Origin of the sequence: Variovorax sp. V15, from assembly GCF_041154425.1 — a bacterium.
Lineage (GTDB): Bacteria > Pseudomonadota > Gammaproteobacteria > Burkholderiales > Burkholderiaceae_C > Variovorax > Variovorax guangxiensis.
In genome coordinates this window covers 1,716,664-1,736,381 of sequence record NZ_AP028659.1, presented here as the reverse complement: position 1 = coordinate 1,736,381, position 19,718 = coordinate 1,716,664, and the positions used below count along the sequence as shown (strand labels likewise).

At 69.7% G+C, this 19,718-nt stretch carries 14 protein-coding genes; 6 read left to right on the top strand and 8 right to left on the bottom strand.

Annotated features, from left to right (window positions below; genetic code table 11):
• Window positions 1–2: 2 nt before the first annotated feature.
• From ACAM57_RS08310 to ACAM57_RS08275, 8 genes are all read right to left on the bottom strand, one after another.
• Window positions 3–1,151, bottom strand: coding sequence for an ABC transporter permease (locus tag ACAM57_RS08310; RefSeq protein WP_369661306.1), 1,149 nt, complete (start codon window positions 1,149–1,151; stop codon window positions 3–5).
• Window positions 1,138–2,676 carry an ABC transporter ATP-binding protein gene (locus ACAM57_RS08305; RefSeq protein ID WP_369661305.1) on the bottom strand — a complete coding sequence of 513 codons (1,539 nt, stop codon included), beginning with the start codon at window positions 2,674–2,676 and terminating at the stop codon, window positions 1,138–1,140. The genes ACAM57_RS08310 and ACAM57_RS08305 overlap by 14 nt, the downstream gene beginning before the upstream one ends.
• 113 nt (window positions 2,677–2,789) lie before the next feature.
• On the bottom strand, window positions 2,790–4,190 hold the full coding sequence (locus ACAM57_RS08300; protein ID WP_126024316.1) for an NCS2 family permease: 1,401 nt from the start codon (window positions 4,188–4,190) through the stop codon (window positions 2,790–2,792).
• 75 nt (window positions 4,191–4,265) lie between these two features.
• A complete protein-coding gene (locus tag ACAM57_RS08295) occupies window positions 4,266–5,276 on the bottom strand; it encodes a LysR family transcriptional regulator (protein WP_369661304.1) in 1,011 nt (336 codons plus the stop codon).
• A 192-nt stretch (window positions 5,277–5,468) separates the two neighbouring features.
• A complete protein-coding gene (xdhB, locus tag ACAM57_RS08290) occupies window positions 5,469–7,916 on the bottom strand; it encodes a xanthine dehydrogenase molybdopterin binding subunit (RefSeq protein WP_369661303.1) in 2,448 nt (815 codons plus the stop codon).
• A gap of 2 nt (window positions 7,917–7,918) precedes the next feature.
• On the bottom strand, window positions 7,919–9,535 hold the full coding sequence (xdhA, locus tag ACAM57_RS08285; protein WP_369661302.1) for a xanthine dehydrogenase small subunit: 1,617 nt from the start codon (window positions 9,533–9,535) through the stop codon (window positions 7,919–7,921).
• A 187-nt stretch (window positions 9,536–9,722) separates the two neighbouring features.
• The gene (locus ACAM57_RS08280; RefSeq protein WP_369661301.1) at window positions 9,723–10,502 is read right to left on the bottom strand and encodes a TSUP family transporter; all 780 of its coding nucleotides are present in this window, start codon (window positions 10,500–10,502) and stop codon (window positions 9,723–9,725) included.
• A gap of 171 nt (window positions 10,503–10,673) precedes the next feature.
• Window positions 10,674–11,588 (bottom strand): LysR family transcriptional regulator, encoded by a 915-nt coding sequence (locus ACAM57_RS08275; RefSeq protein WP_126024311.1) that lies wholly within the window; start codon window positions 11,586–11,588, stop codon window positions 10,674–10,676.
• Window positions 11,589–11,708: 120 nt separating this feature from the next.
• Between ACAM57_RS08275 and ACAM57_RS08270 the strand changes: the two genes are divergently transcribed.
• The 6 genes from ACAM57_RS08270 (at window position 11,709) to ACAM57_RS08245 (ending at window position 19,718) form a co-directional block, all read left to right on the top strand.
• Window positions 11,709–12,923, top strand: coding sequence for a sorbosone dehydrogenase family protein (locus ACAM57_RS08270; protein ID WP_369661300.1), 1,215 nt, complete (start codon window positions 11,709–11,711; stop codon window positions 12,921–12,923).
• A 38-nt stretch (window positions 12,924–12,961) separates the two neighbouring features.
• Entirely contained in the window at window positions 12,962–13,567 is a 606-nt protein-coding gene (locus tag ACAM57_RS08265) for a cytochrome c (RefSeq protein WP_369661299.1), read from the top strand.
• Between the two features lie 99 nt (window positions 13,568–13,666).
• Window positions 13,667–15,826, top strand: a complete 2,160-nt coding sequence (locus tag ACAM57_RS08260) for a thiamine pyrophosphate-dependent enzyme (protein ID WP_369661298.1) — start codon at window positions 13,667–13,669, stop codon at window positions 15,824–15,826.
• A gap of 14 nt (window positions 15,827–15,840) precedes the next feature.
• Window positions 15,841–17,457, top strand: a complete 1,617-nt coding sequence (locus ACAM57_RS08255) for an indolepyruvate oxidoreductase subunit beta family protein (RefSeq protein ID WP_369661297.1) — start codon at window positions 15,841–15,843, stop codon at window positions 17,455–17,457.
• A 38-nt stretch (window positions 17,458–17,495) separates the two neighbouring features.
• On the top strand, window positions 17,496–18,476 hold the full coding sequence (locus tag ACAM57_RS08250; RefSeq protein ID WP_369661296.1) for a Bug family tripartite tricarboxylate transporter substrate binding protein: 981 nt from the start codon (window positions 17,496–17,498) through the stop codon (window positions 18,474–18,476).
• 6 nt (window positions 18,477–18,482) lie between these two features.
• On the top strand, window positions 18,483–19,718 hold the full coding sequence (locus ACAM57_RS08245) for an alpha-hydroxy acid oxidase (RefSeq protein ID WP_369661295.1): 1,236 nt from the start codon (window positions 18,483–18,485) through the stop codon (window positions 19,716–19,718).

Here is a 19,718-nt window from a genome sequence, read left to right as displayed (position 1 = left end):
GGTCAGTTGCTCCCTTCGGTGGCACGCGCGACGGGTGCGGTAATGGGCGTGCTCGCCTGCAGCGAGGCGGTGGTCATGGAGGAGGCCGCCTTCGCGGCCGCCTTGCGCCGGATGCGGTAGGCAATGAGCGTGTCGCAGGCCAGCAGCGTGAACAGCAACAGCCCCTGGAACACGCCGGTGAGCGACTTGGGCAGGCCCAGGCGCGACTGCGCCAGTTCGCCGCCGATGTAGAACATGCTCATCAGGATGGCCGAGAAGATCATGCCCACCGGATGCAGCCGCCCGACGAAGGCCACAATGATGGCCGCGAAGCCGTAGCCCGCCGGCACGTAGGGCGTGAGCTGGCCCAGCGGCCCGGCCACTTCGAGCGCGCCGGCAAGGCCGGCTGCGGCGCCCGAGGTCAGCAGCGCGACCCACACAGCGCGCCGCGCCGAGAAGCCCGCATAGCGCGAAGCCGCCGGCGCCAGCCCGCCGACCTGCTGCGCGAAGCCCGCGCGCGTGCGGAACAGGAACACCCACAGCGCCCCCGCCCCCACCAGAGCGATGACGAGGCCGATGGTCACGCGCGAGCCCTTGAACAGTCGCGGGATCTGTGTGACCGCCTCGAAGGTCTTGGTCTGCGGGAAGTTGTAGCCGTGCGGGTCCTTCCAGGGTCCGTAGACCATGTAGCCCAGCAGCAGCGTAGCCACGTAGACCAGCATCAGGCTCACCAGGATCTCGTTGGCGTTGCACCTGTCGCGCAGGAAGGCGACGATGCCCGCCCACACCATGCCGCCGACGATGCCCGCCAGCAGGATGGCCACGACGATCCACTGCCCCGTGTTCTTGTCGGCCAAAAGCGCCACGCCGCCCGCCGCGATCGCGCCGAACACGAACTGCCCCTCGGCGCCGATGTTCCACACGTTGGAGCGGAAGCACACCGCCAGCCCCAGCGCAATGATGAGCAGCGGCGTGGCCTTCACCATCAGTTCGCCGATGGCGTAGCCGCTCTTGATGGGCTCGTAGAAGAACACCAGCAGGCCCTTGACCGGGTCCTTGCCCAGCGCGGCGAAGAGCGCGACGCCGATGAGCACGGTGATCAGCAGCGCCAGGATCGGCGAGGCATAGCTCCAGAAGCGGGACAGCTCCGGACGCGGTTCAAGCTTGAGCATGGGCCGCCTCCGAGGTTTTATTGCCTTCGCCCTGCCACAGGCCACTCATCCACTCGCCGATCTGCTGCAGCGTGGCGGCCGCGCGGTCGATGGAAGGCGACAGCCGCCCCTTGGCGATCACATGCAGCCGGTCGCTGATATTGAACAGTTCGTCGAGCTCCTCGCTGATGACCAGCACGGCGCAGCCCGCGTCGCGCAGCGCGAGGATCTCGGCGTGGATCAGCGCGGCCGCGCCCACGTCCACCCCCCAGGTCGGCTGCGAGACGATGAAGAGCTTCGGGTTCGCGTCGATCTCGCGCCCGACGATGAATTTCTGCAGGTTGCCGCCCGAGAGCGAGCGCGCAGCCGCCTTCGGCCCGCCCGCCTTGACCTTGAAACGCTCGATGATGGCCTTGGCCTGGCGCTCCAGCGCGCCGGTGCTGATCCACCCGCCCCGGCCCACCGCCTCGCCGCGCGTGAGCAGCAGGTTGTGCGCGAGCCCCAGCGTGGGCACGGCGCCGCGGCCCAGCCGCTCCTCGGGCACGAAGTGCAGGCCCAGCGCGCGTCGCGCCCGGGGGCGCAGCCGCCCTGCCGGCTTGTCGAATACGCGCACCATCGGCGCCTCGGCGCGCACGTCCTCGCCCGAGAGCGCGTAGAGCAGCTCCTTCTGGCCGTTGCCCGAGACGCCCGCGATGCCGACGACCTCGCCCGCGCGCACCTCGAAGGAAATGCCGTCGAGATCGACGCCGAACTGGTCCTCGCGCGCCAGCGACAGCCCGTCGACGCGCAGCGCCACCGCGCCCGCGTGCACCGGCCGGTGCTGCAGCGGCGGCGGCTCGCTGCCGATCATCAGCCGCGACAGCGACTGCGTGCTCTCGTTCTGCGGATTGCACACCCCCGTCACCTTGCCGCCGCGCAGCACGGTGCAGGCGCTGCACAGCTCCTGGATCTCGTGCAGCTTGTGGCTGATGTAGAGGATGCTGCAACCCTCGGAAGACAGTTTCTTCAGCACCGTGAAGAGCTTGATCACCGCCTGCGGCGTCAGCACAGAGGTCGGCTCGTCGAGGATCAGCAGCCTGGGGTTGGTGAGCAGCGCGCGGATGATCTCCACCCGCTGCATCTCGCCCACCGACAGCGTGTGCACCGGGCGCGAGGGGTCGATGTCCAGGCCGTACTCGCCGGCCTTGGCGGTGATGCTGCGCGTGACCTCGGCCAGCTGCAGCGATTTGTCGAGCCCCAGCCAGACGTTCTCGGCCACGGTGAGCGTGTCGAACAGGCTGAAGTGCTGGAACACCATGCTGATGCCCAGCGCCCTCGCCTGCTGCGGGTTGCGCAGGCTGACGGCCTGGCCGTCGAACATCACCGTGCCCTCGTCGGGCTTCACCGAGCCGTAGATGATCTTCATCAGGGTCGACTTGCCGGCGCCGTTCTCGCCGAGCACGGCGTGGATTTCGCCGGGCGCGACGCTCAGGGAGATGTCGCTGTTGGCCACCACCGCGGGATACCGCTTGGTGATGTGAGCGAGCTGGAGTCTGGGGGTTGTCATGCCGGGTTTCGTGGATTTGTCTCGTTCAACAGCAACAAAGCGGGAACGGCCATGAGTCTAATGGCGTCCCCGCGACCATCGGCGCCCGACGGCGCTTCGCTCAGCTCACTGCTTCAGTGCCCGCCGATGTAGGCGAACTTGAAGAGGAACACGGCTGCGATGACCCAGACCATCGCATGCACTTCCCGTGCCCGCCCGGTGCACAGCTTCAGCACGGCGTAGGTGATGAAGCCGAAGGCCAGGCCGTTGGCGATCGAGTAGGTGAAGGGCATGGCCAGCGCGGTCACCGCCGCCGGGATGACCTCGGTGGTGTCCTCCCAGTCGAGTTCGACCAGGTCGCGCAGCATCAGGCAGCCCACGAAGAGCAGCGCCGGCGCGGTGGCGTAGGCCGGCACCGAGCCCGCCAGCGGCGAGATCATCAGGCAGGCCAGGAAGAGCAGCGCCACCACCACGGCGGTGAGGCCGGTGCGCCCGCCCGCCTGCACGCCGGCCGCGCTTTCCACGTAGGCCGTGGTGCTCGAGGTGCCGAGCAGCGAGCCCGCGAAGATCGCGCCGCTGTCGGCCAGCAGCGCCTTGTTCATGCGCTCCATCTTGCCCGGTACCAGCAGGCCTGCGCGCTTGGCCACGCCCATCAGCGTGCCGGTAGCGTCGAACATCTCGACCAGGAAGAACACCAGCACCACGTTCAGGATGCCGCCCTTGAGCGCGCCCAGGATGTCCAGCTGCATGAAGGTCGGCGCGATGGACGGCGGCGCGTCGAACACGCCGTGGAACTTGTTGCCGCCGAAGAAAAAGGACAGCACCGTCACCGTGATGATCCCGATCAGGATCGCGCCGCGCACCTTGAGCTTGTCCAGCGCCACGATGATGAGGAAGCCCAGCGTCGCCAGGATCACCGGCGCCGAGTGCAGGTCGCCCAGCGTGACGAAGGTGGCGGGCGATGCGGCGACCACGCCGGCGCTCTTCAGTGCGATGAGCGCCAGGAACATGCCGATGCCCACCGTGATCGCCGTTCGCAGCGACTGCGGTATGCCCTGTATGAAGAGCTCCCGCAGCCCGGTGACCGTGACGATCAGGAACAGGCAGCCCGAGATGAAGACCGCGCCCAGCGCCACCTGCCACGTGTAGCCCATGCCCAGCACCACCACGTAGGAGAAGTAGGCGTTCAGGCCCATGCCCGGCGCCATGGCGATCGGGTAGTTGGCGTACAGGCCCATGATGAGCGTGCCCAGCGCCGCGATCAGGCAGGTGGCCACGAAGACCGCGCCCTTGGGCATGCCCGCGTCGCCGAGGATCGACGGGTTCACGAAGATGATGTAGGCCATCGTCAGGAAGGTGGTCAGCCCCGCGATGACTTCGGTGCGCACCGTGGTGTTGTGCGCATCGAGCTTGAACAGGCGTTCAAGCAGACCCGAGCCGCTTGCGCTGCCCACAGCCGCGCGCGGGCGCGCGGACTCGACATGCCCCGGCGCGCGGGGCTCGGCGCCCTTGGGCGCCTGTTCAAACGTACTCATTTCGCTTGTCTCCAGCTGTTGTAGTGGCGGTTTCATCGTTGCCCCGCTCACGACGCCGGCGCGAACGGGGTTTTCTCAGGGGTCCGAGGTTTCAGGTGCGGCGGGCGGGCGCGCTGTCGTGGCGGGTGCGCCTGACGCGCCGGGTATGGCCGAAACCGGAGGCCGCAGCGACGCCGCCACCTCCTTGATGCATTCGCGCAGCCAGCGCGCCGAGCTCGACGAATGGGTGCGTTCGTGCCAGAGCTGGTAGTACATGAGACGCGGCAGCGCCACCGGGCAGTCGAGGATCTTCAGCGGCAGCCGCGCAGCGAAGCGCTCGCAGTACTGTCGGCCGGTGGTCAGCACCAGCAGGCTGGAGGCGACCATGTCCGGAATGAGCCCGAAGTGCGCGCAGCGCGCCGTGATGTTGCGCTGCCGGCCCAGCTCGTCGAGCATCTGGTCGATGATGCCGCGCCCGCCCGGGTGCATGGGCGTGGGCGCGATGTGCTCGGCCGCCAGCCAGGTCTCCAGGTCCCAGCCGCGGCGCACCGCCGGATGGTCCTTGTTGACCAGCGAGACCACGTCGTCCCCGAAGAGGCGAGCCATGTGCAGGTCTTCCGGCGGCTTGAGCCAGTTGCCGATCACCAGGTCGACCTGGCCGAGCGCCAGGTGCCCGTGGTAGTCCGAGTCGGGCGTGAGCGCGTGGATCTCGATCTGGCACAGCGGCGCGTCGCGCTTGACCTGCGCCACCAGCATGGGCAGGAACAGCGGGTCCATGTAGTCGCTGGCCGCGATGCGGAAGGTGGTGGCCGCCGACTGCGGATCGAAGCCGCGCGCATCCGAGAACAGCATCTCCGCCGCGCGCAGGATGCTGGCGGCCGGCTCGATCATGCGCAGCCCCGCGTCGGTCGGCACCATGCCCGAACCGGATCGCACCAGCAGCGGATCGCCCGAGAGCTCGCGCAGCCGCTTCAGCGCAGCCGACACCGCCGGCTGGTACATGCCCAGCCGAATGGCCGCCCGCGAGACGCTGCGGTCGGTCAGCACGGTGTGAAGCACCCGGATGAGGTGCAGATCGATCTTGTCGAAAAGAGCCTGGTCTCTCATGGCCGCGTGCCTGGTAGTGAGCAATGCGGATGGTTATACGCCGGAAGAAATCGGGCTGCCGAACGCAGAAGGCAGACAGAAGTTGCGTAGAAGTCGCGAAAGGGACCGAAGACATTTTTTCGGTTTTCCTTCTGCGACCTTCGCGAAACCTTCGCGTCCTCTGCGTTCGGCTGTCCGCTTTCACGGCAGCCATCACCCCTGCACGGCAGTGATCGCACGCAGGATCGACTCGCTCGTGGCCGGCGCCTTCAGCGGCGGATCGACCCTGTGGCCACCCGCGGCCGACACCGCGTCGCGGATCGCGAAGAACACCGAGAACGGCAGCAGCAGCGGCGGCTCGCCCACGGCCTTGCTGCGGTGGATCGAGTCCTCGAAGTTCTGGCCTTCGAACAGGCGCACGTTGAACACCGGCGGGCAGTCGTTGGCCGTGGGGATCTTGTAGGTGCTGGGCGCGTGCGTGGTGAGCTTGCCGCTCTGCGGATGCCACACCAGCTCCTCGGTGGTGAGCCAGCCCATGCCCTGGATGAACGCGCCCTCGACCTGGCCGATGTCCACCGCCGGGTTCAGCGACTTGCCCGCGTCGTGCAGGATGTCGGCGCGCAGCAGCTTCCACTCGCCGGTGAGCGTGTCCACGATCACCTCGCTCACCGCCGCGCCGTAGGCGTAGTAGTAGAACGGGCGGCCCTGCATCTTGTCCTTGTCCCAGCTCAGGCCGGGCGTGGCGTAGAAGCCGTCGGACCACAGCTGCCTGCGGTCGAGGTAGGCCTCGCCCACCACGGTGCTGAAGGCCAGCGAGCGGCCGTTGACCTCGACCGTGTCGTTGGCGAAGCGCACTTCGCTCGCCTTGCCGCCGTGGCGCTCGGCCGCGCATTCGGCCAGGCGCTCGCGGATCTGGCGCGCCGCGTCCTGCGCGGCCTTGCCGTTCAGGTCGGCGCCGGTCGATGCGGCCGTGGCCGAGGTGTTGGCCACCTTGGTCGTGTCGGTGGCCGTGACGCGCACGCGCTCGAAGCTCACGCCCAGCTCGTGCGCCACCACCTGGGCCACCTTGGTGTTCAGGCCCTGCCCCATCTCGGTGCCGCCATGGTTCACCAGGATCGAGCCGTCGGTGTACACGTGCACCAGCGCGCCGGCCTGGTTGAAGTGCTTCACGTTGAACGAGATGCCGAACTTCAGCGGCGCCAGCGCCAGCCCGCGCTTGAGCACCGGGCTCTTCGCGTTGAAGGCGGCGATGTCCTCGCGCCGCGCGCGGTAGTCGCTGCTGGCCTCCAGCTCGGCCACGAGTTCGTGGACGATGTTGTCGGTCACGGTCTGGCGGTACGGCGTGACGTTGTTTTCGGCCTTGCCGTAGAAGTTGATGCGCCGCACGTCGAGCGGATCGCGCTTCAGGTCGCGGGCCACCGAGTCCAGGATGTTCTCGATGGCGATCGCGCCCTGCGGGCCGCCGAAGCCGCGGAAGGCCGTGTTGCTCTGCGTGTTGGTCTTGCCCGAGAAGCCGTGCATGGCCACGTTGGGCAGCCAGTAGGCGTTGTCGAAGTGGCACAGCGCGCGGGTCATCACCGGGCCCGAGAGGTCGGCCGAGTGGCCGGCGCGCGAGACCATGGTGATCTCCGCGCCCAGGATGCGGCCCTCGCCGTCGTAGCCCACTTCGTACTCGTACCAGAAGCAGTGGCGGCGGCCCGTGACCATGAAGTCGTCGTCGCGGTCCAGCCGCAGCTTCACCGGGCGCTGCAGCTGGCGCGCCGCGATGGCGGCCACGCAGGCGAAGAGCGCCGACTGCGATTCCTTGCCGCCGAAGCCGCCGCCCATGCGTCGGCATTCGACGTGCACCTCGTTCGACTGCAGGTGCAGCGCATGCGCCACCAGGTGCTGCATCTCGCTCGGATGCTGCGTGGAGCAGTGGATGTGCAGCGCGCCGCCTTCCTTCGGAATGGCGTAGCTGATCTGGCCTTCCAGGTAGAACTGCTCCTGCCCGCCCACGTCGAAGGTGGCCTTGTGGCGGTGCGGCGCCGCGGCGATGGCAGCGCGCACGGCCGCCTCGTCGCCCTCGTTGGCGGCACCGCCGCTGCGCACGATGTGCATCGGCGGCACCACGTACTGGCCGCGCTCGTGCGCGGCCTGCGGCGTGAGCACCGGCGGCTGCGCCTCGATGGTCAGCGCGTCCTTGGCCTTCGCGGCGGCGCGGCGCGCGGCGTCGCGGGTCTCGGCGATCACCGCGAACACCGGCTGGCCGAGGTAGCGAATCTCCCCGCCGTCGCTCACCGGCAGCAGGATCGGGTCGTCATGGATGATCGAGCCGCAGTCGTTGGTGCCCGGAATGTCGTCGGCCGTGATGACCGCGACCACGCCCGGCATCGCGCGAATGGCGTCCAGCGAGATCGCCGTGACGCGCCCGTTGGCCGCCGGTGAAAGCCCCAGCGCGCAGTGCAGCGTGCCGGCGAGCTCGGGAATGTCGTCGATGTAGGTGGCCTCGCCGGCCACGTGCAGGTGGGCCGACTCGTGCGGGCGGCTGATGCCCACTCGCATGCCGCGCTCGTGCGCCAGCGCTTCTGCGCCCACGTCGATGCGCGCGGCGGTGTTGGCCAGGTAGTCGGCGAAGGCCTCGGCGGGCTGCAGCAGGCGGGCGTCGATGGGTTTGTTCATGTTCAGATTCCTTCCGCCGCCGCGTTGACGGCATGGGGCATCACGCTCCAGACGCTGGTTTCCTCGATCGGCAGCGCGTCCTCCGCCCGCGTTTCGAGCCAGAGGCGCTGGATGAGGTTCTGCGCCACCAGCAGCCGGTAGTCGGCCGATGCGCGCATGTCCGACAGCGGCTTGAAGTCCTGCGCCAGCGCGAGCCTGGCGGTGGCGACGCTGGCCTGCGTCCACGGCTTGCCGACCAATGCGGCCTCGGCGTTCGCCGCGCGCTTGACCACGGCGGCCATGCCGCCGAAGGCCAGGCGCACGGCCTTCACCGTGTCGCTGCCCGCCTCGAGCTCGATGGCGAAGCCCGCGCACAGCGCCGAGATGTCGCAGTCGAAGCGCTTGCTGATCTTGTAGGCGCGCACCTGGCGGCGCATCGCGGCGTGCGGAACGGCCAGGCCCTGGACGAACTCGCCCGGCTGGAGCTGGTTCTTCATGTAGTCCAGGTAGAACTCGGGCAGCGGCATGCGGCGCACCACATCGCCTCGGCGCAGTTCGATCTGCGCATCGAGCGACATCAGCACCGGCGGCGAATCGCCGATGGGCGAGCCGTTGGCCACGTTGCCGCCCATGGTGCCGGCATGCCGGATCGGGGGCGAGGCGAAGCGCAGCCACACCTCGGCCAGGCTGGGCACGCGCTCCACCAGCGCCGCGAAGGCGGACTCGAGCGAGGCGCCGGCGCCGATGTAGAGCTCACCGCCGTTGTCCGGGCGGTCCTCGATGGTCTTCAGCTCGGCCACGTCGCCCACGTAGATGATGTCGCCCAGGTCGCGGAACTGCTTGTTGACCCACAGGCCAACGTCGGTGGAGCCGGCCAGCAGCTGCGCGCGCGGCTTCTGCTCGCGCAGGGCGGCGAGCTGGGCCAGGGTCTTCGGGGCGTGGAAGTGGTCGATGCGCGCGCCCAGCGGGGCGGCGTAGTCGAAGCCCTCGTTCTTCAGCGCGGTGAGCGCGGCGATCACGGGTTGGGTGTCGAGGCGCACGGCGGGCAGGTCGAACATGCGCTGGCCTGCGTCGAGGATGGGGCGGTAGCCGGTGCAGCGGCACAGGTTGCCCGAGAGCTCGTCGGCCAGCTGCTGGCGCGTGGGCTGGGTGCCGCCGGCCTGGTGGTGCTCGTAGCTGGCCCACAGCGACATCACGAAGCCGGGCGTGCAGAAGCCGCACTGGGAGCCATGGCAATCGACCATCGCCTGCTGCACGGGGTGCAGCGTGTGCACCGGATGCTTACCGTTGCTGCCGCTCTGTGTCTTCGGCAGGCACTGCGCCTGCGCCTTGAGGTCTTCGACGGTGAACAGGGCCTTGCCGTGCAGCGTGGGCAGGAACTGGATGCAGGCATTGACGGTCTGCAGGCTCAGGCCGTCGACGGTGCCGGGAGCCTGAGGGTCGGCGGCCAGCTCGCCGATGACGACGGTGCAGGCGCCGCAGTCGCCTTCGTTGCAGCCTTCCTTGGTGCCGGTGCAGCGGGCGTCCTCGCGCAGCCAGTCGAGCACGGAACGGGTCGGGTGGACGCCGGTGACGTCGACGATCTTTCCGCGATGGAAGAAGCGGATCGGTTGAATCTTGCTGCTGCTGTCGGTGCTCATGCTTTTGGGGCTCGTGGGCGACCCGTCATGGGTCAGTCATGGACGTTAGCGGCTTGTCCGGCGTCTTGCATACGCAGGTGCCCATAACGCGTATGTGGGGGCCGGTATGCCACGTACGGGGAAACCCTTGCGTGGGGGTTGCAATTCCCGGGCCACCGGGGGATTTTCGGATGGCCCCGGGCGAGGTTCAGCGCTGCGCGATGGCCACCCAGGCAGTGGCCACCAGCGTCGAACCCGCCACCGCGAGGAGCCCGCCGACCAGCCACTTGAGCGTGCGCGGCTGCAGCCTGTTGGGCAGGCGGTGATGCAGCCGCGTCACGCCGTAGACCACCGGCATCGCGCAGCCGGCCAGCAGCGCCGAATGCCACGAGAAGTGCCCCGTGGGCACCACGATCACCAGCCGCACCAGCGAGTTGAAGGCGAACATCAGCAAGAGCGCGCGGCGCACCAGCTCGCGGTCCAGCGGCTGGCGGTACATGTGGAACACGATGGGCGGCCCCGAGCTGGAGAAGAGCCCGCCCAGCACGCCCGACAGCCCGCCGATGACGGCGAAGCTCGCGCGCCCCGACACCACCGGCAGCGGCTTCGCCTGCAGCACCAGCAATACCGCGCAGCCCAGGATCGACACGCCCAGCAGCCCGCGCAGCCAGTCGACCGCGCCACCGCTGAGCCAGGTCAGCAGCATCAGGCCGACGATCACGCCCACGGTGCTGCCGTTGAGCGCCGGCTTCATCAGCTGCCAGGGCACCACGCCGGGCCGGGCGCGGAAGTAGGTCCAGGCATTGATCAGGCTCAGCACGGTGGCTGCGTTGGCCGTGTCGCTCACGCTGGCGACGTGCAGCACCGACACCAGCCCGAGCAGGATCAGGCTGAACGCGAAGCCGGTGAGGTTCTGCGCGTAGGTGGCAAGGGCCACGCAGGCCATGAAGACCAGCACGGGGCCGGCCTGGGAAAGAATCGCTTGCACGGGCTGCTCGCTCAGAGTGCGGCGGCAGGCGCGGAACGGAAACGGGAGGCGTGGGGGAAGAAAGCGGGAGACGGAACGGACATTCGGAGGCAATCGGGGGGCAACTGAAGGCGCGGGCAGCAAGGAAGGGCGCCTGCCCAAGAATAACCGCGCCCCCGATCCGGGGCCCGCTCACGGTTTCTCGGAGAAGAGCTCCGTGATGACCTGCCTGAGCCAGCGGTTGCCCGGATCGGCCTCGAAGCGCTTGCTCCAGTGCAGCGACACGGTGAAGTCGCGCAGCGGAAACGGCGGCTCCACGATGGCGTAGCCGCCCTCCTGCGCGAAGCCGCGCGCGATGTTGCGCGGCATCACCACCGCGAGGTCGGTCGCGCGCACGATGGCCGGCAGCACCATGAAATGCTCCGTTGTCAGGCGCAGCCGGTCTTCCAGGTTCAGCAGCTGCAGGATGCGCAGCGTCTCGGCGTGCGTGCGCACCGCCACGTAGTCGAGCTCCTGCAGGGCCTCCAGCAGCACCTGCCCGCTGCGCCTGCGCTTCACGAAGGGATGGTCCTTGCGCAGCAGCACGATGTAGCGGTCCTTCAGCAGCTGGGCGCGCTGGGTGTCCTTCACGCCGGGCAGGAAGCCGAAGGCGAAGTCGACCTTGCCGCTGTCGAGGCCGGCCGCCACGTCGCCCGGCGCCAGCGGCATGGTCTCCAGCCGTACCCCCGGCGACAGCTCGCGCAGCCGCGCCATCAGCGCCGGCAGGAAGCGGCCCTCGCCGATGTCGCTCATGTGGATGCGGAAGGTCTTGCGCGACACCTGGGGCTCGAAGCGGTCGGGCTCGTGCAGCGCCTCTTCCAGCGTGCTCAGCGCCGCCTGCACCGCCACCGCGAGCCGGTCGGCGCGCGGCGTGGGGGCCACGCCGCCGGGGGCGCGGGTGAAGAGCGCGTCCGCCAGCAGCAGCCGAAGCCGCCCCAGCCCGTGGCTGGCCGCCGGCTGCGTGAGGCCCAGGGACTCGGCCGCGCGGCTCACGTTGCGTTCGCGGTAGACCGCGTCGAAGAGCCGCAGCAGGTTGAGATCGAGCGCTTCCATATGCATGCCATTCATATTACTTAGCTCGATCATTTTATTGAGCATGGCGGCGGCGCCACGCACACTGGCGGGCGCTGTCCGGATCGCCCCTCGAAAGGCGCCGGCCGGCGCCCCACGACAAGAAGGAGACGAGACATGGCCCCGATTCGTGCACTCCGCGCGTTCCGCGCGCATGCGGCGCTCGCCGCCCTGCTCTGCACCGCCGTCACCGCCGCCGCGCAACAGCCGCCGGCCGAAGAGCCTGGCTGGGCCAAGGGCCGGCCGAAGACCGAAGCGGCCACGCGCATGGCACCGGTGCCCTCCTTCCCCATTCCGACAGCGCCCGACCAGCTGCCCACGGCCAAGTTCAAGCTGCCGCCGGGCTTCAAGGTCGAGACCTGGGCCTCGGGCGTGCTCGACGCGCGCGAGCTGCGCCAGGGCGCCAAGGGCACGGTGTTCGTGAGCACGCTCTTCGTGGGCAACAAGGTCTACGCCATCGCCGAGAAGGGCGACCGCAAGCCGAAGACCATCATCGACAAGACCGAGTTCGCCACCGGCATCGAGTTCGACAAGGGCGCGCTCTACCTCGCCACGCACAAGCAGATCCTTCGCTACGACGGCATCGAGGACAAGCTCGACAGCCCCGGCGCGCCGGTGGTGCTCAACGACAAGCTGCCCGGCGGGCAGGACCACAGCTGGCGCTACCTGCGCATGCACGAAGGCAAGCTCTACTACGCCGTGGGCGCGCCATGCAACCTGTGCGAACCCGACGACGCGCATGCGCGCATCTTCCGCATGAACCCCGACGGCAGCGGCATCGAGACCGTGGCGCGCGGCGTGCGCAACACGGTGGGCTTCGACTTCGACCCCAAGACCGGCAACCTCTGGTTCACCGACAACGGCCGCGACTGGCTCAGCGAAGACCTGCCCAACGACGAGCTGAACGTGGTCACCAGGCCCGACCAGCACTTCGGCTACCCGTACTGCCACCAGGGCAACATCCTCGACTCGGAATTCGGCTGGGGCAAGAGCTGCAGCGACTACCAGAAGCCCGCCGCACTGCTCGGCCCGCACGCCGCCGCGCTGGGCCTGACCTTCTACAACGGGAAGATGTTCCCGGCCAGGTACCGCGGCGCCATGTTCATCGCGCGCCACGGCCCGTGGAACCGCACCGTCAAGTACGCCGACATCGCCGTCGCCTGGCCCGACGGCAAGGGCGGCGCGAAGGTGGAGCCCTTCATGACCGGCTTCGTCGAGAACAACAACTACCTCGGCCGCCCGGTCGACTTCCTGGTACTGAAGGACGGCTCCATGCTCGTGAGCGACGACCACGCCGGCGCCATCTACCGCATCAGCTACGGTGGCCGATGACACCTGCGAGCCTTCTCTTCCGATGCGCGGTGGCGGCAATGACCGTGGCAGCGGCGGCATCGCCGGCCGGTGCGCAAGGCACCAAGGGCAGCGTCTACGCCCAGCGCTACGCCGAGCTGTGCGCCTCGTGCCACGGTGCCAACGGCCGCAGCGACATGGCGGGCACGCCGGTGCTCGCCGGGCAGCATTCGTTCTACGCCATCACGCAGCTCTACCTGTTCCGCGAAGGACGGCGCGACAACCCCGCGATGAGCGCGGTGGCCAAGACCATGAAGGACGAGGACCTGCGCGGCTTCTCGGACTTCATCGCCACCCTGCCCGCCGTGCCCGCGCCGCCGCCGGCCACGCCGCCCGACGCGGCGCGCATGGCACGCGGCCAGGCACTGGCGCAGGAGAACCGCTGCCTGCTGTGCCATGGCGCCGACCTGGCCGGCGGGCAGCAGGTGCCGCGCATCGCGCAGCAGCACGAGGACTACCTGCAGCTGACCCTGCAGGGCTTCCGCACGGGCAAGCGCCCGGGCTACACGCAGGCCATGAGCGAGGCGGTGGGCCGCATGTCGCCTGAAGACCTGGACACCCTTGCCTACTACGTGGCGCGCTTCCCCGGCGCCGCCGCAAAGCCGACTTCTTCGCCCCCCAGATAGACGCCATCACCCGACGTGCGGCACCCGCAGGACGAGCGCGGTGCGGGCACGGCTCACCCCGAATCCCGAACAACCCCCTCAACATCGGAGCCGAATCTCTTGGAAGTTTCATTCAGCAAGGAAGTGGAAATGCTGCGCCTCGGCGCGGGCGACACCTTTCACGGCGAGGGCATCCTCGCGATCACCAAGGGCCTGCTGCAGTCGGGCGTGGCGTATGTGGGCGGCTACCAGGGCGCGCCGGTGTCGCACCTGCTCGACGTGATGGTCCAGGGCAAGGCCTACATGGACGAACTGGGCGTGCACGTCGAGGCCTGCTCCAACGAAGCCTCGGCCGCCGCCATGCTCGGCGCCTCCATCCACTACCCGCTGCGCGGCGCGGTGACGTGGAAGTCGATCGTCGGCACCAACGTGGCGGCGGATGCGCTGTCGAACCTGTCGTCGCCGGGCGTGACCGGCGGCGTGCTCATCGTGGTCGGCGAGGACTACGGCGAAGGCGCCAGCGTGATCCAGGAGCGCACGCATGCCTACGCGCTCAAGTCGAGCATGTGCCTGCTCGACCCGAGGCCCGATCTCGGCGTGATGGTGCGCATGGTCGAGGAAGGCTTCCGCCTCTCGGAAAGCTCGAACATGCCCTGCCTGATGGAGCTGCGCATCCGCACCTGCCACGTGCGCGGCAGCTTCGAGTGCAAGGACAACGTCGCGCCCACCGTCTCCACGCGCTCGCTGATGGAGGAGCCCGCCGGCTTCGACTACATGCGCCTCGCGCATCCGCCCGTCACCTTCAGGCACGAGAAGCTCAAGGGCGATGCGCGCATCCCGGCCGCGCGCAGCTACATCGCCGAGCACGGCCTCAACGAGCTGATGCCCGGGCGGCGCCATGCCGACCTCGGCATCGTGGTGCAGGGCGGGCTCTACAACGCGCTGATCCGCAGCCTGCAGCAGCAGGGCCTGGCCGACGCCTTCGGCGAGACGGACATCCCGATCCTGGTGCTCAACGTGACCTACCCGCTGGTGCCCGCGCAGGTCGCCGACTTCTGCGTGGGCAAACGCGCGGTGCTGGTGGTGGAAGAAGGCCAGCCCGAGTACATCGAGCAGGACATCGCCACGCTGCTGCGCCGGCGCGACATCCAGACGCCGCTGCACGGCAAGGACATGCTGCCCCCGGCGGGCGAGTACGGCGTGGAAGTGCTCTCGGCAGGCATCGTCGCGTTCGCCGCGAAGTACATCGAGCCGGACGAGGCCTCGCACTCGGCACAGGCATGGCTGGCAGGCAACCGCGAGCGCCGCGAGGCCGTGGCGCGAAGTCTGAGTTCTTCGCTGCCCAACCGGCCGCCGAGCTTCTGCGTCGGCTGCCCCGAGCGGCCGGTGTTCTCCGCGCTCAAGCTGGCGCAGCAGGAGACCGGGCCGGTGCACGTGGCCGCCGACATCGGCTGCCATGCCTTCGGCACCTTCGAGCCTTTCTCGATGGGCCATTCCATCCTCGGCTACGGCATGAGCCTCGCGAGCCGCGCGGGCGTGGCGCCGATGATGAACCGGCGCACCCTGTCGATCATGGGCGACGGCGGCTTCTGGCACAACGGCCTGCTCACCGGCGTGCAGAGCGCGCTCTTCAACGGCGACGATGCGGTGCTGCTGATCTTCAAGAACGGCTACACCTCGGCCACCGGCACGCAGGACATCATCTCCACGCCGGACGACGAGATCAAGGAACGCGCCGAGGACAAGCAGCAGAGCCTGGTCGACAAGAACCAGACCATCGAGGCCACGCTCAAGGGCCTGGGCGTGCAGTGGATGCGCACCGTGACCACCTATGACGTGGAGCGCATGCGCCGCACGCTCACCGAGGCGCTCACCAGCGACTTCGACGGCCTGAAGGTGGTGATCGCCGAGGGCGAATGCCAGCTGGAGCGGCAGCGCCGCATCAAGCCGTGGATCTCAAGCCTGCTGAAGAAGGGCGAGCGCGTGGTGCGCGTGAAGTACGGCGTGGACGAGGACGTGTGCAACGGCGACCACGCCTGCATCCGCCTGTCGGGCTGCCCCACGCTCACGCTGCGCGACAACCCCGACCCGCTGAAGGTGGACCCCGTGGCCACCGTCATCGACGGCTGCGTGGGCTGCGGCCTGTGCGGCGCGAACGCCCATGCGGCCACGCTGTGCCCGAGCTTCTACCGGGCCGAGGTGGTGCAGAACCCGAAGTGGCATGAGCGGCTTCTTCACGGCCTGCGCGGCGCCTTCGTTCGCGCACTGCAACCGGCATGAGGGGCGAGGAAACCATGGAACAGAACCGCCCCATCACATTGCTCGTCTGCGCCCTCGGCGGCGAAGGCGGCGGCGTGCTCACCGAATGGCTGGTCGACACCGCGCGCCATGCCGGCTACGCGGCGCAGAGCACGTCCATTCCTGGCGTGGCGCAGCGCACCGGCGCCACCACCTACTACATCGAAGTGTTCCCCGTGCCGCTCGCGCAGCTCAGCGGGCGCCGCCCGGTGTTCAGCCTGAGCCCCGTGCCGGGCGCGCTGGATGCCATCGTCTCCTCGGAGCTGCTGGAAACCGCGCGCCAGATCGGCAACGGCATGAGCGCGCCGCAGCGCACGCTGGTCATCAGTTCGTCGGCGCGCATCCTCACCACCGCCGAGCGCATGGTGCCCGGCGACGGCCGCGCCGACTCGCAGCGGCTGCTCGACGTGGTGAAGGCCTTCAGCCGCGAGCACCATGTGTTCGACATGAACGCCATCGCGCGCGACAGCGGCACGGTGGTCAGCGCGGTGATGCTCGGCGCCATCGCGGGCAGCGGGCTGTTTCCGTTCCCGCGCGAGGCCTACGAGCACGTCGTGCGCGGCGGCGACACCAGCGCGCCCGAGAAGCTCGGCAGGATGGCCGCCGCCAGCCTGCGCGGCTTCGCCTCGGCCTTCGACGCGGTGAACGCCCCGCGCGCGCAGGCCGCCTTCGTGAGCAGCGTGATGGCCGGCGACACCAACGACGCGCCGCCGCCGCCCGCGGCCCTGCCCTCCGACCTGGCACGGCGCTTTCCGCCGGCCGTGCACGACATGCTCGCGCTGGGCCATGCCCGCGTGCTCGATTACCAGGACGCCGCCTACGCATCGCTCTACGCCGAGCGGCTGGGCCGCCTGCTCGACGCCGAACGCGCCGCCGATCCGGCCGGCGCGCGGGGCTTCGCCATCACCCGCGAGGCCGCGCGCTGGCTCGCACTGTGGATGGCCTTCGACGACATCGTGCGGGTGGCCGCGCTCAAGGGCCGCGCCAGCCGCGCGCAGCGCGTGCGGCGCGAGGTCCGCGCCGGCGAGGAAGACATCGTGAAGGTCTACGACCACTTCAAGCCCGGCGCGGCCGAGTTCGCGGCGCTGCTGCCGCCCTCGCTCTCGCGCCGCGTCACGGCCTGGGACCGGGGCCGCCAGTCGCGCGGCCTCGCGCCCTGGGCGCTGCCGCTGAAGGTGGGCAGCCACTCGGTGCTGGGCATGGCCTCGCTGCGGCTGCTGGCCTCGCTGCGCTGGCTGCGCCGCCTGGGCAGCCGCTTCGCGCAGGAGCAGGCACTCATCGAACGCTGGCTCAAGGCCGTGGAAGCAGGCACGCGCGAGACCTGGGCGCTGGGCCACGAGCTGGCGCTGTGCGGACGGCTCATCAAGGGCTACGGCAGCACCAACGAGCGCGGCAAGCACAACCTGCTGCATGTGATCGACGAACTCGCCGGCCGCAACACCCTGCCCGCGCCGGCGCGAGCCACGGCCATCGCGGCGGCGCGCGAAGCGGCACTGGCCGACGAGGGCGGCAAGGCGCTCGACGCCACGCTGGCCGCGCACGGCGCCGCGCCGCGACCGGTGCAGGCGCAGCCGATCCGCTGGATGAAGCGCCCCCCGTCGGTCAAGGCCTGACCGGACGCAGCGAAATACAAGAAAAGGAGACAAGACCGATGACCCGCCCCGCCCTTCCCTGGCGACGATGCCTGCTGGCACTGGCCGCCGCTGCCATGCTCGCCCCGGCGCATGCCAACACAACATGGCCCGCCAAGCCGATCAAGGTGATCGTCAACTTTCCCGCAGGCGGCGCCGCAGACCAGATCGCGCGCGCCATCTCGCAGCCGCTGCAGGAGTCGCTGAAGCAGCCGGTGGTGATCGAGAACCGCGCCGGCGCCAACGGCAACCTCGGCGGAGAGACCGTCGCCCGCGCGCCAGCCGACGGCTACACGCTGCTGATGAGCTCTGGCGGCATGGTGTCGGTGAACCCGCACCTGTACTCGCGCATGAGCTTCGACCCCGCGAAGGACCTGGTGCCGGTGGCGGCCGCCGCGCGCGTGCTGGTGTTCCTGGTCACGCGGCCCTCGCTGCCGCCGGCGAACGTGAAGGAGTTCATCTCGTACGTGAAGGCCAACCCGGGCAAGCTGTCGTACGGCTCGCCGGGCAACGGCAGCTCGCCGCACCTCGCGGGCGAGATGTTCAAGACGCAGGCCAACCTGTTCGCGCTGCATGTGCCCTACCGCGGCGCCGCGCCCGCGCTGCAGGACCTGCTGGCCGGCCAGATCGACTACGCCTTCGACCCCGGCATCGCGCTCACGCAGGTGCGCGCGGGCAAGCTGCGGCTGCTGGCCGTGGGCAGCCCGAAGCGCTCGCCGCTCTTTCCCGACGTGCCCACGCTCGACGAGGCCGGCCTGCGCGGCTTCGACGCCGACACCGTGTTCGGCTTCTACGCTCCGGCCGGAACGCCGCCCGAAGTGGTGGCGCAGCTCAACGCGCAGATCAACCGCACGCTCGCGCTGCCGGCCGTGCAGGAGCGCATCGCGTCGATCGGCGGCGAGCCGCAGCCCGGCTCGCCGGCTGCGTTCCAGCAGCGCGCGGCGACGGACTTCCAGCGCTTCGGCGCGCTGATCCGCGAGCGCCGCATCGCGGCGGACTGAGCAAGGATGGCCCAACTGCTCAACGTGGAAGACTACCGGCGCCGCGCCCGAAGCGCGCTGCCGCGGCTGGTGTTCGACTACATCGACGGCGGCGCGGAAGACGAGCGCTGCATGCAGCGCAACCGCGACGCGCTCGAAGCGCTGCCGCTGATTCCCGAATGCCTGCGCGACACCAGCAAGGTGGACATCGGCATCGAACTCTTCGGCCGCCGCTGGCGCGCGCCCTTCGGCATCGCGCCCATCGGGCTGGCCGGCCTCGTTCGGCCGCGTGCCGATGCCCTGCTGGCTGCTGCCGCGCAGGCTGCCGGCGTGCCCTTCATTCTTTCCACCGCCTCGAACACGCGCATCGAGGATGTGCGCAACGCCGCTCCCGATGCTGCGCTGTGGATGCAGCTCTACGTGATGGGCGAGCGCTCCATCGCCGAGCGCATCGTGCGCCGCGCGCGCAACGCAGGTTTCGAGGCACTGGTGCTCACGGTGGACGTGCCGGTCAGCGGCCTGCGCGAGCGCGACCTGCGCCACGGCTTCCGTGTGCCCATGCGGCTCACGCCCGGCACGGTGCTCGACATGGCGCGGCATCCCGCGTGGCTGCTGCGGCTGGCCGGCGGCGGCATGCCGCAGTTCGCGAACCTGCTTCCCGATGAAGACGACGGCGCACCGGTCTCCGCGCAGACGCAGGCCGCGCTGCTCTCGCGCGCCATGGACCGCACGCTGACCTGGGACAGCCTGGGCTGGCTGCGCAGGCTCTGGGATGGGCCGCTGCTGGTCAAGGGCCTGCTGGGCGCCGAGGACGCGCGCCGCGCACTGCGGCATGGGGCGGACGGCATCGTGGTCTCCAACCACGGAGGCCGCCAGCTCGATGCCGCGCCGGCCACCATCGCCGCGCTGCCGGCCATGCTCGATGCGGTAGGCGGCCGCATTCCGGTGCTGGTGGACAGCGGCATGCGACGCGGCAGCGACATCGTCAAGGCGCTCGCGCTCGGCGCCAGCGCGGCGCTCGTGGGCCGCGCGCCGGTTTACGGCCTGGCCTGCGGCGGCGAACAGGGCACGCTCTCGGTGCTGCAGCTGCTCGCGCAGGAAACCGAACGCACGATGACCCTGCTCGGTGCCTCGCGCGTGGGCGAACTCGGGCGCAGGCACGTCGAAATACATGCGCCGCGTTCGCACGCCGAACAGGCTGGGCCCGCACCCGTGCAGGCGCACGGGAAAGCCTCCATTTACCCCGCGCACGCGGCTGCCTAG

What these genes read in the sequence shown, in the direction of transcription:
- xdhB (WP_369661303.1), bottom strand. Translation starts at nt 7,916, where the DNA reads ATGAACAAACCCATCGACGCCCGCCTGCTGCAGCCCGCCGAGGCCTTC.
- xdhA (WP_369661302.1), bottom strand. Translation starts at nt 9,535, where the DNA reads ATGAGCACCGACAGCAGCAGCAAGATTCAACCGATCCGCTTCTTCCAT.
- ACAM57_RS08295 (WP_369661304.1), bottom strand. Translation starts at nt 5,276, where the DNA reads ATGAGAGACCAGGCTCTTTTCGACAAGATCGATCTGCACCTCATCCGG.
- ACAM57_RS08310 (WP_369661306.1), bottom strand. Translation starts at nt 1,151, where the DNA reads ATGCTCAAGCTTGAACCGCGTCCGGAGCTGTCCCGCTTCTGGAGCTAT.
- ACAM57_RS08300 (WP_126024316.1), bottom strand. Translation starts at nt 4,190, where the DNA reads ATGAGTACGTTTGAACAGGCGCCCAAGGGCGCCGAGCCCCGCGCGCCG.
- ACAM57_RS08275 (WP_126024311.1), bottom strand. Translation starts at nt 11,588, where the DNA reads ATGAATGGCATGCATATGGAAGCGCTCGATCTCAACCTGCTGCGGCTC.
- ACAM57_RS08270 (WP_369661300.1), top strand. Translation starts at nt 11,709, where the DNA reads ATGGCCCCGATTCGTGCACTCCGCGCGTTCCGCGCGCATGCGGCGCTC.
- ACAM57_RS08305 (WP_369661305.1), bottom strand. Translation starts at nt 2,676, where the DNA reads ATGACAACCCCCAGACTCCAGCTCGCTCACATCACCAAGCGGTATCCC.
- ACAM57_RS08255 (WP_369661297.1), top strand. Translation starts at nt 15,841, where the DNA reads ATGGAACAGAACCGCCCCATCACATTGCTCGTCTGCGCCCTCGGCGGC.
- ACAM57_RS08265 (WP_369661299.1), top strand. Translation starts at nt 12,962, where the DNA reads ATGACCGTGGCAGCGGCGGCATCGCCGGCCGGTGCGCAAGGCACCAAG.
- ACAM57_RS08245 (WP_369661295.1), top strand. Translation starts at nt 18,483, where the DNA reads ATGGCCCAACTGCTCAACGTGGAAGACTACCGGCGCCGCGCCCGAAGC.
- ACAM57_RS08250 (WP_369661296.1), top strand. Translation starts at nt 17,496, where the DNA reads ATGACCCGCCCCGCCCTTCCCTGGCGACGATGCCTGCTGGCACTGGCC.